Below are 15,252 nucleotides of genomic sequence, written 5' to 3'. Positions count from 1 at the left end.
AGCGCGTGGTAGATTGCAGGGAAAACCAATGAACTATTCGCGAGCCCCAATGAAAACAGCCATCGTAATCGGCGCTACCGGACTGGTTGGCAGTGCGCTGGTCGACTGCCTTGCCCGCAGTGAATCCATCGGCACCGTCATTACCATTACCCGGCGCCCCGCACCGCATCCGGCCGGCAAGGTCGACAACCGCGTGGTGGACTTTGAGCAACTGGCGGCCCACCCGGAATTATTCCAGGGGGATATGCTGTTCTCCTGCCTGGGCACCACCCGCAGGCAGGCCGGCTCCCTCAAGGCGCAGCGCCGGGTAGACCTGGACTACCAGTTACAGGCTGCAGAGCTGGCAGCGGCGAACGGCGTTCACCACTACCTGCTGGTATCCTCCAGCGGCGCCAATGCGGAGAGCCGCAGCGGCTACCTGCAGATGAAAGGCGAACTGGAACTGCGCGTGCGGCAGCTCGGCTTTCCCCGCATCAGCATCTTCCAGCCGTCACTGCTTATCGGCGAGCGCGATCACCTGCGTGTGGGCGAGCGACTGGCGGCAATGATCCTGCCGACCCTGTGTCGCCTGCCCGGGCTGCAACGCTATCGTCCGATCCGCGGCACGCAGGTGGCCGCGCGAATGCAGGAAGTGGCCCTGTCGAGCGGGAATGGCGTTGAAACTTTCACCCTGGACGAGGTATTTCCATCTCCTGCTGCAGCCCCCGCCGCTGCCCGCGACCGGGCCCGCTGATCCAGCCGGCGCCATTACCAGTAGACTATCCTATAGGGTCTGTCCGCCACGCGGACGGCTTACCCGCGCCACACTTTTGATGCCCGGGGCCGCCCCGATAACAGCGACAAAGGGTGAGTAAGTCTGTTTATGCGCCACCATTGCGCAAAGAGGTTCCAGTTGCTGCCGGTACTGGCAGGTATTGCCGCGACCCTGGTGGCACAGGCCCAGGAAACCGCGCGGATTACCGTGGAGGCCGTGACCGCCCGCTCCCGCCCGATTGTCGAATCAGTCCCAGTGAACGGTACCCTGACGCCGCCACGGCTGGCACTCCTCTCAACCGAGGTGGCCGGCCTGGTCAGTGAAGTGCATTCCGACGTGGGCGACCGTATCCAGTCCGGCGAGCCCCTGCTGGAGCTCGACCCGGAACTGAACATCATTGCCCGCGACGCCGCCCTCGCCGATGTGGAACGCCGGCGTGAACTCCTGTCCGATGCGAGCCGCCGGCTGGATGAGGCCCGGCGGCTGGTGGGAGACAACTACATTGCCGAAAGTGAGGTGGACAGTCTGACGTCCCAGGTACAGGTGGCCCGGGCTGAACTGCGCGCGGCAGAGATCGAGGCACAACGCCAGGGCGCCCTGCTGCGCCGGCACCAGGTCAATGCCCCGTTTACCGGTATCGTCTCCCGCAAGCTGGCGGAAAAGGGGGAATGGGTGGAGCCTGGTGCCGAGCTGTTCGAAGTGGTATCCACCGATCACCTCTACGCCGACCTGGAAATTCCGCAACGCCTCTATGCCCGCATCCGCGAGGAAACACCCCTGCGCCTCAACTTCGACACGGGCGATGACCGTACTTACCGCGCCAGGGTACTGAACAAGGTTCCCCTCAGCCGCACCGGCGCGCGCACTTTCGTGTTGCGCACCGAAATCGTCGACAAGAACAAGCCGGCACTGATCCCGGGGATGTCGGTCTCTGCCGAACTACAACTGGGCACCGAGCGCAAGGGAGTGGCGATTCCGCGGGACGCCCTGACGCGCTACCCCGACGGTCGCATTACCGTCTGGGTCGCGAAGAACTTCAGCGGCTGGAACAAGCCGGCAAAGGTAGCCGAGCAGCAGGTCAAGACCGGACTGGGTTTCGATGGCCTGATCGAGGTTCGCACCGGCCTGCAAGCCGGCCAGGTGGTGATAACCCGTGGCAACGAGAGCCTGCAGGAGGGCCAGGAGGTAATGGTCCGGCAGGCGACCGGGGACGACTAGGCCATGTTCGAGGGAATCATCCGCAACGGCATCCTGGTTACGGTCAGCGTGCTGATCGTCACCATCCTTGGTGTGGTCGCGGCACTGCGCGTGCCCGTGCAGATGATTCCCGACCTGGAGGTGCGCACGGTCACCATCCAGACCCGCTGGGCCGGCACCACCCCGCAGGATATTGAAAAGGAAATTCTGATCGAGCAGGAAGAGTACCTGCGCAATATCCCCTACCTGCAGGAGCTGCAGTCCACCGCCGACCTGGGCTCGGCGGAAATCGAGCTGGAGTTTCCCTTCGGGGTGGATATCACCGAGACCCTGATCCGGGTCAACAACGCCCTCACCCAGGTACCGTCCTACCCCGAGAACGTGGACGAGCCACAGGTATACGCCACCTCGTTCTCCTCCAACTCTTTCATGTACTTCCGCGTCTCGCCGCTGCCGGGAAACCCCCGCAAGCTGGATATGGACATGATGCGGGATTACATCGAGGACAATGTGCGCCCGCGCATGTCAGGCGTGCCCGGCGTGGCACAGGTCGACGTCTGGGGTGGCGCAGAGCGGCAGGTCCAGATCCGCCTGTTCCCCGAGCGCCTGACCCAGCGCAACCTGACCCTCGATGACGTGCGCCAGGCCATTGGCCAGCGCAACCGGGATATCTCCGGCGGCGAGGTGGAAAGCGGCAAGCGCCGCTACCTGCTGCGCACGCTGGGCCGCTTTGACAGCCTGGATGAACTGCGAAACCTGATCCTGCGGCGGGATGGCGACGGCATAGTGCGCCTTGGGGATGTGGCAGAGGTGCGCCTCGACCACTTCAAGATCCGCAGCAACTCCTATGTGGACGGCCGCCCGGTGATCACCCTGGCCGTGCGACGCGAGAGCGGCTCCAACGTGATTGCGATCAAGCGTGCCATGATGAAGGAGGTTGAGGACATCAACAGCGAGATCCTCAAGCCCGCCGGCATGATCCTCGAGCGCACCGCGGATGATGTGGTCTATGTGCAGGCATCGGTGTTCAATGTGTGGAAGAACCTGTTAATCGGCGCCCTCCTCGCCACCGCCATCATGTACCTGTTCCTGCGCTCGATCCGGGCGACCGCGCTGGGGGTCTCGGGTATTCCCATCTGTACTATCGCCGCCTTTATCGGCCTGCTGGTGGCCGGGCGTACCATTAACGTGATTTCCCTTGCCGGCGTGGCTTTCTCGATCGGCATGACGCTGGACAACAGCATCGTGGTACTGGAGAGCATCGAGCTGGAGCGCCGCCGGGGCCTGGACCGCCTGCAGGCGGCTATCGCCGGGGTGCAGAAAGTCTGGCCGGCGGTGCTGGCTTCCACCCTGACTACGGTAATGGTGTTCCTGCCCGTGGTGTTTATCGTCGAGGAGGCGGGCCAACTCTATTCAGATATTGCCATCGCCGTTTCCGCCTCCATCCTGGTATCCATGCTGGTGGCTATCACGGTGATTCCAACCGCCAGCGCACGATTGAAGTTCGACGGTTCCACCGGTGAGGACATCGCCCACAGCCGGCTGCGTACCGGCGTACTGGACCGGATCAGCGGGCTGATCGCCACCCCGGCCCGGCGGCTCTACTGTATCGGCATCACCGTGGCGGCCAGCCTGGCAATTATCCTGTTCCTGACCCCACCGGCGGAATACCTGCCCGAGGGGGAGGAAGCCAAGACTTTCGCCACCATGAACGCCCCGCCGGGTTATAACCTGGACACCATGGAGGCCATCGCCAGCGAGATCGAGGCATACTTCCTGCCTTTCGTGGGTGGGGACCCGAAAGCCTTTGAACGCGGTGAGGCTGAGGTGCCGGCAATGAAATACCTCAACCTGCGTGTCTCCCCCCAGAGCCTGCGAATTATTTCCGAGACCATCGACCCGCGGCAGATCGATGAGCTGATGCAGGCCATCGTTAATAAGTACGAGAGCTATCCCGGCATGCGTGCCTTTGCCGCGCGGGGCTCCATTATCAGCAGCAACGACGGCGGCACCCGCAGCGTGAACCTGGATATCTCCGGGCCCAACCTGGCCGACCTCTACCAGGTGGCCCGTGCCGCCTACGACCGTGCCGAGGAGATCTTCGACAACCCCAGTATCCAGACGCGCCCGTCCAGCCTGTCGCTGTCCCAGCCGTTGCTGCAGGTCCACCCGCGCTGGGACCGGGCTGCCGAAGTGGGTATGAGCGCCGGGGATATCGGCTTCACCGTGGCGGCGCTCACCGACGGGGCCTTCGTCAACGAGTTTTTCCTCGATGACGACAAGATCGATATGTACCTGTACAACCGCGAGGGCCCGGCGGCCACCGTCGATACGCTGGAGCAGCTGTTCGTGTACACCCCGGTGGGCCAGGTACTGCCATTATCGGAGCTGGCCCGGGTTCAGGAGACCGTGGATACCGCCACCGTGCGCCGCGTGGACGGGCGCCGCACGGTTACCCTGAATATCATCCCACCACGCTCCGTGGCACTGGAAACAGGCGTGGAGCAGGTGAAAACCCAACTGGTGCAACACCTGAAGGATACCGGCCAGGTGCCGGCGGGCGTGAGCCTGAACATTTCCGGCGCCGCCGACCAGCTGGATGCCACCCGCGCGGCCCTGGGGGGCAATTACATCGTTGCCCTGCTGATCGTCTACCTGCTGATGGTGGCCATTTTCTCACATTGGGGTTACCCGCTGCTGATCATGACCACCATCCCGCTGGGCATTGCCGGCGGTATCGCCGGCCTCGCACTGCTCAACCTGGCGGGCGCCACCCTGCGCGGGATGGGATTCGAGGGCTTCCACCAACCCTTCGACATGATCTCCATGCTGGGCTTCCTGATTCTCATGGGCACGGTGGTCAACAACCCCATCCTGATTGTGCACCGCGCCATCGACAATGTACGGGAAGAAGGCATGGCCGCCGTGGCAGCGGTGGAGGAAGCCGTCAGCTCGCGCCTGCGCCCCATCGCCATCTCCAGCATCACCACCATCTGTGGACTCGCACCACTGGTGTTCCTGCCCGGCGCAGGCACCGAGCTGTACCGGGGCGTGGGTGTGATCGTGATGGGTGGAATCATCGGGGCCACGCTGGTGACACTGACCATGTTGCCGGCGCTGACCGTCATCGTGCTGAACTGGCGCCGGGACCCTGTGCCGCAAGCCGATAACGCGGGAAGCTGACCAGACAGGGAAAAGGACACCCCGGGGAAACCCTCCTGCCCTGCCCGCCGATGCCTGGCTACTGCTATGCAGGCATTGCCGCCGCATCCATCCACAGGGGTTCCCATATGTGGCCGTCCGGATCGGCGAGACTGCGGTTGTACATAAAACCCATGTCCTGGGTCGGCCTGATATCCGCAGTGCCCCCATTCGCGGCTGCGGCGTCATTCATCTCATCTACCTGTGACCGACTTCCGCAGGCAATGGCCAGCATGACTTCGCTGGTGGTGGACGGTGGAATGGGCCGGTCGGTAAAAGTGCGCCACTTGTCGTGAGTGAGCAGCATCACGTTGATGGTATCGCTCCAGACCATGCAGGCTGCGGTATCGTCGGTGAACTGCGGATTATTGCCAAAGCCCAGGGACTTATAGAAGGTCATGGAGGCTTGCAGGTCCTTGACGGGAAGATTGATAAAAATCATTGTTTCCACTCCTGGTTATCCAGCTTTTGATTGAAGGAGCGGCACCTCCACTCCAATAGGATAATGTCCAGTCGCTCGGCCATACCGGGGTAGCGGGTACTCAGGCGTTCTCACTTAATATATTGCCCTCCACCATCAACTCCCGCACCGGACGCACCTCGACACTGCCGTAGCGCGCTGGCGGAATCTTCTGGGCCAGGCGCAGGGCCTCATTGAGATCCCTGGCTTCCAACATATAGAAACCCGCCAACTGCTCCTTGGTTTCAGCGAAAGGCCCGTCGGTGGTCAACGTCTTGCCATCACGAACGCGCACCGTAGTTGCCGTGTCGGTGGTTTGCAGTGGCGCACCATCGAGGAAATGTCCTCCTTCCTGCATGTCCTCCACACAGGCGATACACTCCCGGTTCAGGCCATCCCATTCCTGCTGGGACATCTGCTGCATGATCGCTTCGTTGTAATACACCAGGCAAAGATATTTCATGGTCTCTCCACAGTTTTTTTGTCTCCGGGGACTCCAGTACACAGTTACACACCCTGCACCACTTCCCACTACTCTCGACAGGCTTTCCTATGCCTTATCAAATGCGCCTTGCAGGCCTGCAATATCCAGTTTTTTCATATCCATCATGGCCGTCATCGCCCTCCCGGCAGCATCGCGATCCGGTGCGGACAACAGCTCCGGCAGGCAACGGGGAACAATCTGCCAGGACATACCGTAACAGTCTTTCAGCCACCCGCACTGGCTTGCCCTGCCACCGTCGGCCAACAGGCCGTGCCACAGGCGATCGGTTTCTGCCTGGCCTTCCGTCAAAACAACGATACAAGCGGCCTCACTATGCGGGAACCGGGGCCGCCATTCTGGCCCTGGTAGGGGACGCCGGCCAGGTGAAACTCCACCAGCAGCGGTGCCGCCCCTGGCTCGGGGAAAAACCCCGAAGTAATCGCGGAACCGGGAATCAGCGAGGTATACAGTTCCACTGCCGGTTCTGCCACACCATCAAACCACAGGCAGGTAACGACTTTTCCCTTGTATCCCTGTTCATCCGGTTCCATCGTTTCCGCCCTCGGGAATAACGTTAGCGCGAGCCCACCAGGGAAAATGTCGCCCCCTGGGGATCAGTGCCGTTGAGGGCGTACTCGCCCCCGGGGATTTCATCGGGCCCCTGCTGCAGCTGGCCACCCAGTTCGGCAATTTGCTCCACTGCACGGTCGATGTCTTTAACGCGGAAATAGAACTGCCACATTGGCCGGGGCGCAACCTCGCTTGTCCGGGCGATAGCACCGATCAGGCCGCCATGGCGAAGGAACTCATAGGGCCCCAGTGCGCCCATATCCAGTTCACCGTCTTTCTGCCAGCCAAACAATTGCCCGTAAAAGGTTTTTGCGGCACCGGCATCGTGGGTGACCAGCTCGTTCCAGGCGCAGTGCCCGGGTCGCGGCTTATCCGCGGCAAAGGCCAGGCTATCCCCCTCGCCACTGGGGCGGATTACATAGAAAGGTACCCCCTGGGGGTCTGCCAGCATGGCAACACGGCCGGCTTCGGGGATGTCCCGGGGAGGCATCAGGGTGCGGCCGCCCGCGGCGTTTGCTTTCACAGCGCAGGATTCCACGTCGTCCACGGCAATGTAGCCCAGCCAGGAGGGACTGGCACCGCCGCTGGACATTTCCGGGGTCAGTTGCAACAGGCCGCCAATTCCATGGCTCGCGCCGGTTCCGGCTTCTGGCGCCTGCATGATTCGATAGGCCGGATCCGATCCACCCTTCTCTGCGACTTCCCAGCCCAGCAGCTGGCTATAGAAAGCCTGGGAGGCGTCAATATCATCGGTAATCAACTCGTACCAGACAAAATCCCCTGTCTTATTCGGCATCTTCAGCCACCTCGCTGACCAGGTTAACCACCGGGACAAAACCACCAAAAATCATGCGCTTACCGTCGAAGGGCATCGGGTTGGATTCGGGGTTCATACGCGGGTCGTCCATCATTTTGGCCATGGCCGCATCGCGTACCGCCTTGTCCGGCCACTCGACCCAGCCATAGACCAGGCTTTCATCCGCTTTGAGCGCCACAGAACGCTGAAAATCGGTGTGTTTGCCCTCGGGCACGTCATCGGCCCAGCACTCCACCACCCGGGTAGCACCCAGATCCATAAATACTGGGTCGGCGCGTTCCGCATGTTCGATGAAGGCCTTTTTATTAGCTGTGGGAACCGGGATCACAAAGGCATCGATATAATTCATGGTTTGCTCCTGTTGTACGACTCATGATGTTCCATCTATTAGTCGTCCAGGCAGGACGCGATTCGACAGGAGGGTGAAAAAAATTAAGAAACCGGGATATCGGCAAGTTTGCGCGCCAGGAATCGTCGCTCCGGCCCCTGATGTGCCAGCGCCAGGGCCTCCTCATAGGCCTGCCGGGCAGCCGGAAACTGCCCTAGGCGGGAAAAGAGGTCGGCCCTGGCTGCATAAGCCAGGTGATAAGTACGTAACTCACCCGTGGCCAACAGGCCATCAATCAGGGCCAGTCCCGCAGCCGGCCCGTCGCGCATTGCCACCGCCACAGCCCGGTTCAGTGCAACCACCGGCGAGGGCGCCAGCCCCATCAGCACATCGTACAGTCCTACTAATTGCGGCCAGTCGGTATCCTCGGGGCGGTCCGCCTCGGCGTGTACTGCAGCTATCGCCGCCTGCATGGCATAGGGACCGGCGTTGGCGGAGCGCAGCGCGCTGACAGCCAGGTCACAGCCCTGCCGGATCTGCGCCCTGTCCCAATCCCGTCGATCCTGCTCTTCCAGGGGCACAAGCTCACCCCGGGCATTAGTACGCGCGCCACGGCGGGCATCGTGCAGGAGCATCAGCGCCAGCAGGCCGGCTACTTCACCCTCCGGAAGCAACTGGTACAACAGGCGGGCCAGGCGTATCGCCTCCCTGCATAATTCACCACTGGTGACCAGCTCTCCCATCGATGCGGAATAGCCTTCATTGAACACCAGGTAAATAACCTGCAGGACAGAATTCAGCCGCTCGGGCAACTCGGCCCGCTCCGGTACTTCATAGGGAATAGCGGCATCGCGTATCTTGGCCTTGGCACGCACTATCCGCTGGGCCAGTGTGGCGGTAGGCAGCAGGAATGCCGCGGCAATCGCTTCCGTTGTGAGCCCGCACACTTCGCGCAATGTCAGGGCTAACCGGGCCTCCCGGGACAGGCCGGGGTGGCAGCAGGTAAAGATCAACCGCAGCTGGTCGTCGCCGATCCCTTCCAGCTCCGCCTCGGCCGGATCTCCACCGGCCTCATACCCGGCAAGTAATTTCGGGATACTGGCATCGAAGCGGGAACGGCTGCGGAAGCGATCAATCGCCTTGAATCGCCCGGTGCTGACCAGCCAGGCGCGGGGGTTCGCAGGCACACCCTCCCGCGGCCATTGCCTGAGCGCGGCAACGAAGGCGTCGTGCAGGGCCTCCTCCGCCAGGTCAAAATCCCCATTTAAAAGCCGGATCAGGGTCGCCAGCACCCGGCTGGCCTCGGCTTCATATACGTCCTTGATCTGGCGTTGCAGGATGTCATCTGCCATCGTAATAAATGTCCCGGTGGTCCGGTTCAGGGAACCCTGAACCGTTCATTCGTGCTGGAGGATGTTAATGAGCTTGCCGAAAGGGTCGCGAACATAGAATCTTCGTACACCCCACGGCTCACTGACAGGGCCGTACTCAAGAGGTCCCCTCGCCCCTTCAAATCTTGCCAGGGCAGCCTCCAGGTCATCGACTTCCATGAACAGGTCAGGCACTGCAGTACCTGAGCCACCCTGGGCCCCTAAGCTCACCTGGACCGTCATTGATTCACCGGAGCCGTAGGTCTGGAACCAGCCATGGTCCATCAGCATTTCCAGCCCCAAAATTCCCCCACAAAAAGCCGCAGCCTTGTCCAGGTCCGCCGTGCCAGTATTGGACACGATACGCATGACTTTCATATTCAAGACACTTGCTGCTGTGGCGAGCTGAAACTCGGGCGCCGGTCATCTATTGACCCGCTAATCCAGGAGTTCCCACTACTCCCCACACCAAGAACATCAAATTTATTTGACTTTATAACTGCCCGCCCCACCGAAAAGCAGAAAAGCCGCAGATACCGCCGGCAATTGACGCCAGCTGTCAGCAGATTAAACACTGCCAAATATTAATTGCAACCACCATCACCCCGGGCCTCACTCGGTTGCCAGCTCGTGATCCTGTATCCAGTCTCACCCTGCAAAATGCCGTAGGTGCTACATACCTCATCCAACACCTCACCATCTGCTTTGTACCGCTGCAAATGGAAGGTGACCAGGGAATAGTTATCTATATTCGCCTTTGCCCTGGAGCTGATTATCGACGACTCCCTATATTCAGAGTTCTTGAGTTTTGAGCGAATGCCAAGCATAAACTCGCCAGCCTTGTCGGATGACTCGGGAACCAGCAGGTGACTACCGAAGATGAACTGCGGTTGCTCCACAAAATACTGGCTCAGGTCCTGCTCCAGGGAAAAGTCCTTGAGGTACCTCCCGACAAACCCTTGAATATCATCAGCACTGGCACTCAGGTTAAAACACAGAATAAGGAAGCCACAGAAAACCTTTTTCATGAATGTTATTGTTCCCTTGCAGAATACAACGTTGACAGCACTTAAACCCGGGGAAAAGCAATCTCAGCACCCATGATAATTTCCCTGGGGAGCACGGAGAGTCCAGCCGCATGATAAAGCATTCCTCTCCGGTCCCGGCCTGGATAGATAAACCCGGTCATTCAGGAGGGCACTGGCACCTCCGGGGGCATGGAGGCTTTTGTAAGCCAGCAAAGCCCGTCAACCTGCATGACCAGGAAGCCTGGCCGACAGGATCAAATGTCAGTGCTTACCAGGATTTTTCCGCACAGAACTCCCAAGCGAGCTTGGCCTTTTCATACCGGTCAATCTTCCTGTGGTGGAGTTCTAACAGTCTCCATGGTTCTACCATCAGCGCCTCAATGTCTGACTTTGTAAAAAATCTCTTCAGCTGCCCATTGACGGAGTATAAGCCCGGCTCCAGCTCGGGGTGCCCGACAGCACCATGGTGAATATCTCTATTTGAGTTGAGACGACAGATCAGGTTCCCGCCATCCCCCAACACCCTTGCTATCTCGCTGAACACTTTCCCGGTGGTTTTCCAGTCGAAGTAATGAAGGGTCAGGCTGGCTATTACTACATCAAAAGTGCAGCCTGGAAATGGCAGCCTCCTGGAGTGATCCAGCTGCAATACCCGGGCAAGATCACCAAGGCCTAGTGCAGGGGAAATATCAGCAGCAACAAGCTCGCCGGCAACCCTGGCAAGCTTGCTGGTATCCCGGCCCTTGCCACAGCCAAGCTCCAGCACTGCTTTCCCCTGAATAGTTGGATACCATTTTTCGAGCCAGCGATCGTCAGATTTCACCTTTTCACCCAAAAATGTGACCTCCAGAGTGGCTTATCATTTGGGAAGCGCCGGGTTTCTCGCCGAAACTGGCTATCTCCCCATTAACTGCGCCCATAGCTTACCCTATTCCGGTCTGCTATTTACCGCGCTCTGTCAACAGATCGCCGGTTCACCGGCTCGTCAACAGGAGACACCCTGGCCTGCATATTACAGGCCTATTGCCGGCCATCGCCCCCCGGCAGGCATAGCTGTGAGCCGCCATCATGCCGACGCCCTCGTCGTTGGAGCGTTCGGCTCAGTCCCGGCCGTGGCTGGTGGCTGGTGGCTGGTGGCTGGTGGCTGGTGGCTGGTGGCTGGCGACGAGACCGGCATGCCCCATATGCTGGAACAGTTTGGCCCGGCACTGAAACTGCCCTGGACCAAGCTTGAGGCTCCGGAACTGAACGACATCCTGATCGATCGCATGGTGGAAGGCACCCAGGCCCAGGCCTGCGAGCAGTCCATTCGCGAACTGGAAGCCCTGCGGGACAACTGCCTGGTGCGGATCATGGAAGCGCTCAGCAAGTTTGAGATGGGGCCGGCAGGGTGCTGGCGGAGCATCGCTCGCGCCACCAGCTGGAAAGCAACGGCTGGCAGCCGTTGGCATGGGCCGGCATTAAGGGATTAGAGCCAGCCATGCAGCGATACCCGCGGTCAACCTGGCAGGCTCGCGCCCCATTAGGGCTGCCCAAAAACACCTATCCGCAACAACCGCTGCCCTGCTGAACTGGCGGACACTTTACTGTGCCATATGAGCAGAAAACACAGCAGTCGCCGGGTTTTGGCCTGAACACCTTATGGCAAGACTCACATTCGTAGAAAAACTGGCATGAGTCCGTGGGCATAATCTCTTTTTTCTCGTGGCCACACTCAGGACACATAATGATACTTTCTCTGATTACGCCTGGCATTGATCCTCCTGGCATCCAGTCATCAGGCAGGGACTCGTTCGGCGTGCCCCTGAGATAGAGGTGAAATTTTTCTCGCCGTGGAGAGCGCCCACCAACCAACAAGGCAGTTTAAGATAACACGAAGCGGGCAATAGATTAACGCTGGAAGGCTAAACAACCACGCCACAAATGTTTCAGGAAAGACGTAGTAGGCCACCTGTTTAACCCAGCAGAAAAACTCGATATGCAATCTCAGTAGAGAGCAATAACTCCATCGCCAAGACTGCCGATGATCGACGTCCAAGCAAAAATGATCAGGAATTTCCGCATTAACGCTTCCCGCGCCCTGCAAAGATTCGAAAACCTTGCATCCAGTACCCGCACTATGGGTACCAAACTCACCGGCTACCGAGCCGGTTGTGAGACTACTCGCGCCCGGGAGCCGCTCCCCTGGCCGGTCAAAAACCGGGTAGCATCAGTGGTTGCCGCCGCTGGGGCGCAAAGTTGGCTTAAGGGCTCGATAGGCATCAAAACCCTGCCCCAAATCTGCTGCGTATCGTGTTCGAAAGCCGGCTGGCGACACACTACTCCTCAATAAACGCCGCCTGGTGAAAGGCTATGGCCTCGGAAACCTCGCGGATACCGGCCTCCGTCAACTGCGGTATCTCGCCCCCGGCCAGCACCTCCAGAACCGCATGGACCCCACGGGCGAGAGACGTCAGGTTGTACCCCCCTTCCAGGACCAGGACCAGCTTTCCATCGCAGTGCTGGTCGGCAATCTGCTGCACGATGCCAGTAATTACCTTGAACCCGTCATAGGTGAGGTTGAGTGCCATATCATTACGGTGAGGGTCGAAGCCCGCCGATACCAGGACCAGGTCTGGCTGGAAATACTCCGCAGCCGGAACCAGGATTTCCCGAAACGCCTTCTCGAAAGCGAGGTCACCGGCAGTCTCGGGAAGCGGTACATTGATGGTAAACCCCTCCCCGAGACCCGCACCCACCTCATCGAGGTGCCCGGACCCCGGGTAAAAGGGCGCAGCACAATGGGTATCGAAGAACAGCACGTCCGGATCGGCCCAGAAAATGTCCTGGGTTCCATTGCCGTGGTGGGCATCCCAGTCAACAATCAGGATGCGTTCACAGCCCAGCTTGGCCTGGGCGTGAGCAGCAGCCACGGCGACGTTGTTCAGGAGACAGAAGCCCCGGGCACGTACTGGCTCGGCGTGATGCCCGGGAGGGCGCACCAGGGCGAATGCGCTCTGTGCATCCCCATTTACCACGCTTTCCACTGCCGCAATGGCATTGCCGGCCGCGGCAGTAGCCGCCGTGACACTCGCAGGAGAGACCGCGGTGGTGTCCCTGTCCAGCCATGCCCGCTTGCCCGCCATTGAAAAAATATGGTCCAGGTAAGAGCTGGTATGCACCCGTCCCAGCTGTTCATGGGTGGCACAGGGGCCAGACGTGAACGTGACGCCGGGAACCGGGTTCTGCTCGAGGTAATCCCTGACCGCGATTAGCCGCCCAGGATGCTCGGGATAGCTCCACTTGGACTCGAGCTGCTCGAGCACCGTCCTTACACGTTTTTCCACCCGGCTGGGCATGAAGGGCAGGTCCACCTCAGGGTTATGCCCCAGCATGATTTCGTCGAAAAAAACATTTACGCTGCGCTCTCCTGTCATTCTGCCGCCCTGCCCTTGAATTTCTGGTTGCTCTCTTACCCCCTCACCTCACTACCGCCTCGATAAGGCCTGCCGGACTGTCTCAGTGGGGGCCGCGGCACGAACACCGGTCGGCTTAAACCCCAGCCCTCCCCACGCCGCTTCGGCCTCGCGGTTAGAGGTGGAATACTCCAGCATCAGCTCCCTGACTCCCTGGGCGTCGGCAAAAGCCACTAACTCACCCATAAGGGCACTGAAAACACCCATATTCCGAAAATCCGGTTCCACCCAGACATCATCGATAACCCCCACGGTCAGTTCCAGGTTCCCGGCCCCCTCCCAGATACCATGATTGCGCACGATCGAAAGATAGCCCATGCCCACCAATTTGGCGCCAGATGTTTCCGCAACGAGCAGTAAGCAATCAGGATCGGCAAGGCCAGTGCGCAGGCTTTCGGCGAGCCTGTCCTGCTCCTCCTGCTTCAGGTTCTGCGGAGGCCCACCATTAACGTGGAGCGCCAGATTGGCGAGAAACTGGATAAGGACCGGCACATCTTTCCCTTCGGCCTGACGAATGCCGAATACTCTAGAAATATCCTTCTCAATCACCATCCGAAACGTCCTGTAGTTAGACCTGCCGTTATCACCAGCCCCAAGTGACCCAATATCAAATGAGTATTTCTGCGCCTCAGTTAACCTGACACGCGCCAGCGGGGAGCAGCAAAGCTGCTGCCGCCCCACTGTGGACGCCGGCCCGGGAGAATTCAAGTGTGAACCAGGAGGTTTACTGCGTTGGCATGAGGTCGTCGATAATCTGCGCATCGATCCAGTACAGGTCCGATTGGGAATCCGTATCGTCGGTTGCTGGCGTCACCATTCTATTGAAGAAGAGGTATTTTCCGTCAGGTGTGACCTGTGGGCCCCCTTCTTCAGCATCTGTGTTTACCTTGTCCCCCAGGTTAATCGCCTCACCCCACGAGCCATCTTTCTGCCGGAAACTGATATAGAGGTCAGATTTGCCATACCCGCTCTCTCTTTCACCATCCCACATAATATAGGATTCGTCTGGCGCGATGAACGGATGGGCATTCCATGTTCCGGTGTTAATCTCTTTACCGAACGGCTTCGGCTCTTCGCGTTTACCGTCCAGTAACCGTGAATAGCGAATAACACCGTCTCCGTCTGTACCAACCTCGTCGAAAACTAAAGTGCCTTTGCGGGAAGCTGAAAGGCCCATAATGCGTATTTCTTCAAAAGCAGGGCCAAGGCTTTTCATTTCTGACCAGCCGTCAGCTGTGCGCTCCTTATATTTGCCACCATAGTACAGGACATTCCCGCCTGGGGCGTGAAAGGGTTTACGAGCTCCAGCCGGCACAGCCATCTTACGCCACTGATCGCCCACCTTTTTAAAAATAACAGATTCTGGTTCTCTTGCGTCACGAGAGTGTTTCCATCTGGTAACAAAAAACTCGTTCATATCAAGGGAGAAACCACCAGCGTCCCCCCATTCCTCTGTATTCAGAATGCCGGGGGCAAAAGGCCTGGCGGTTAAACCAGGTGGCGTTTGCCCCAAGACTTACCCACGATTAGTAGACACCCTGTATAGTTAGGTTTCGGCCTAACACGGAGGTGTACCATGGGTAAGAAG

General features: G+C 59.5%; 16 protein-coding genes and 1 pseudogene. 4 read left to right on the top strand and 13 right to left on the bottom strand.

Translation table 11 applies throughout. The features are described 5' to 3' along the window. Positions 1-28 precede the first annotated feature (28 nt). The 3 genes from LVD10_RS00080 to LVD10_RS00070 all read left to right on the top strand — a co-directional run bounded on the left by LVD10_RS00080 (position 29) and on the right by LVD10_RS00070 (position 5,134). Positions 29-733, top strand: coding sequence for an NAD-dependent epimerase/dehydratase family protein (locus LVD10_RS00080; protein ID WP_232942022.1), 705 nt, complete (start codon positions 29-31; stop codon positions 731-733). A gap of 129 nt (positions 734-862) precedes the next feature. After that, the gene (locus tag LVD10_RS00075) at positions 863-1,972 is read left to right on the top strand and encodes an efflux RND transporter periplasmic adaptor subunit (RefSeq protein ID WP_237061244.1); all 1,110 of its coding nucleotides are present in this window, start codon (positions 863-865) and stop codon (positions 1,970-1,972) included. A 3-nt stretch (positions 1,973-1,975) separates the two neighbouring features. Beyond that, a complete protein-coding gene (locus LVD10_RS00070) occupies positions 1,976-5,134 on the top strand; it encodes an efflux RND transporter permease subunit (protein WP_237061242.1) in 3,159 nt (1,052 codons plus the stop codon). A gap of 64 nt (positions 5,135-5,198) precedes the next feature. Here the strand turns inward: LVD10_RS00070 and LVD10_RS00065 are convergent, their stop codons facing one another. The 9 genes and pseudogenes from LVD10_RS00065 to LVD10_RS00025 all read right to left on the bottom strand — a co-directional run bounded on the left by LVD10_RS00065 (position 5,199) and on the right by LVD10_RS00025 (position 11,032). Further along, entirely contained in the window at positions 5,199-5,594 is a 396-nt protein-coding gene (locus LVD10_RS00065; RefSeq protein ID WP_237061236.1) for a VOC family protein, read from the bottom strand. A 100-nt stretch (positions 5,595-5,694) separates the two neighbouring features. Beyond that, positions 5,695-6,075, bottom strand: coding sequence for a YciI family protein (locus tag LVD10_RS00060; RefSeq protein WP_232942014.1), 381 nt, complete (start codon positions 6,073-6,075; stop codon positions 5,695-5,697). Positions 6,076-6,162: 87 nt separating this feature from the next. Then, positions 6,163-6,647 (bottom strand): annotated as a pseudogene (locus tag LVD10_RS00055) (VOC family protein). A 23-nt stretch (positions 6,648-6,670) separates the two neighbouring features. Continuing rightward, the gene (locus tag LVD10_RS00050) at positions 6,671-7,462 is read right to left on the bottom strand and encodes a VOC family protein (RefSeq protein WP_237061235.1); all 792 of its coding nucleotides are present in this window, start codon (positions 7,460-7,462) and stop codon (positions 6,671-6,673) included. After that, a complete protein-coding gene (locus LVD10_RS00045) occupies positions 7,452-7,832 on the bottom strand; it encodes a DUF1428 domain-containing protein (RefSeq protein ID WP_232942010.1) in 381 nt (126 codons plus the stop codon). Before LVD10_RS00045 ends, LVD10_RS00050 begins: the two co-directional genes overlap by 11 nt. Positions 7,833-7,915: 83 nt before the next feature. Further along, positions 7,916-9,163 carry an RNA polymerase sigma factor gene (locus LVD10_RS00040; RefSeq protein WP_237061234.1) on the bottom strand — a complete coding sequence of 416 codons (1,248 nt, stop codon included), beginning with the start codon at positions 9,161-9,163 and terminating at the stop codon, positions 7,916-7,918. A 45-nt stretch (positions 9,164-9,208) separates the two neighbouring features. Beyond that, positions 9,209-9,559 (bottom strand): VOC family protein, encoded by a 351-nt coding sequence (locus LVD10_RS00035; protein ID WP_237061233.1) that lies wholly within the window; start codon positions 9,557-9,559, stop codon positions 9,209-9,211. Positions 9,560-9,765: 206 nt separating this feature from the next. Beyond that, entirely contained in the window at positions 9,766-10,209 is a 444-nt protein-coding gene (locus tag LVD10_RS00030) for a DUF6841 family protein (RefSeq protein ID WP_237061232.1), read from the bottom strand. Positions 10,210-10,477: 268 nt separating this feature from the next. After that, the gene (locus LVD10_RS00025) at positions 10,478-11,032 is read right to left on the bottom strand and encodes a class I SAM-dependent methyltransferase (protein ID WP_237061231.1); all 555 of its coding nucleotides are present in this window, start codon (positions 11,030-11,032) and stop codon (positions 10,478-10,480) included. Between the two features lie 232 nt (positions 11,033-11,264). On the opposite strand from LVD10_RS00025, the gene LVD10_RS00020 reads away from it, so the two are divergent. Further along, positions 11,265-11,681 (top strand): carnitine 3-dehydrogenase, encoded by a 417-nt coding sequence (locus tag LVD10_RS00020; RefSeq protein ID WP_237061230.1) that lies wholly within the window; start codon positions 11,265-11,267, stop codon positions 11,679-11,681. Between the two features lie 70 nt (positions 11,682-11,751). On the opposite strand, the gene LVD10_RS17995 is transcribed toward LVD10_RS00020, so the two are convergent. The 4 genes from LVD10_RS17995 to LVD10_RS00005 all read right to left on the bottom strand — a co-directional run bounded on the left by LVD10_RS17995 (position 11,752) and on the right by LVD10_RS00005 (position 15,081). Then, positions 11,752-11,934 carry a GDCCVxC domain-containing (seleno)protein gene (locus tag LVD10_RS17995; protein ID WP_500793342.1) on the bottom strand — a complete coding sequence of 61 codons (183 nt, stop codon included), beginning with the start codon at positions 11,932-11,934 and terminating at the stop codon, positions 11,752-11,754. A 593-nt stretch (positions 11,935-12,527) separates the two neighbouring features. Further along, positions 12,528-13,625, bottom strand: a complete 1,098-nt coding sequence (locus LVD10_RS00015) for a histone deacetylase family protein (RefSeq protein WP_232941998.1) — start codon at positions 13,623-13,625, stop codon at positions 12,528-12,530. Positions 13,626-13,676: 51 nt separating this feature from the next. Next, positions 13,677-14,216 carry a GNAT family N-acetyltransferase gene (locus LVD10_RS00010; protein ID WP_237061229.1) on the bottom strand — a complete coding sequence of 180 codons (540 nt, stop codon included), beginning with the start codon at positions 14,214-14,216 and terminating at the stop codon, positions 13,677-13,679. A gap of 172 nt (positions 14,217-14,388) precedes the next feature. Beyond that, positions 14,389-15,081 carry a TolB-like translocation protein gene (locus tag LVD10_RS00005; RefSeq protein WP_237061228.1) on the bottom strand — a complete coding sequence of 231 codons (693 nt, stop codon included), beginning with the start codon at positions 15,079-15,081 and terminating at the stop codon, positions 14,389-14,391. Between the last annotated feature and the right edge of the window lie 171 nt (positions 15,082-15,252).

The organism is Microbulbifer zhoushanensis (genome assembly GCF_021729055.1).
Classification (GTDB): domain Bacteria; phylum Pseudomonadota; class Gammaproteobacteria; order Pseudomonadales; family Cellvibrionaceae; genus Microbulbifer; species Microbulbifer zhoushanensis.
Note: the sequence above shows the minus strand (reverse complement) of the source record. Positions and strands in the feature narration are given on the sequence as shown.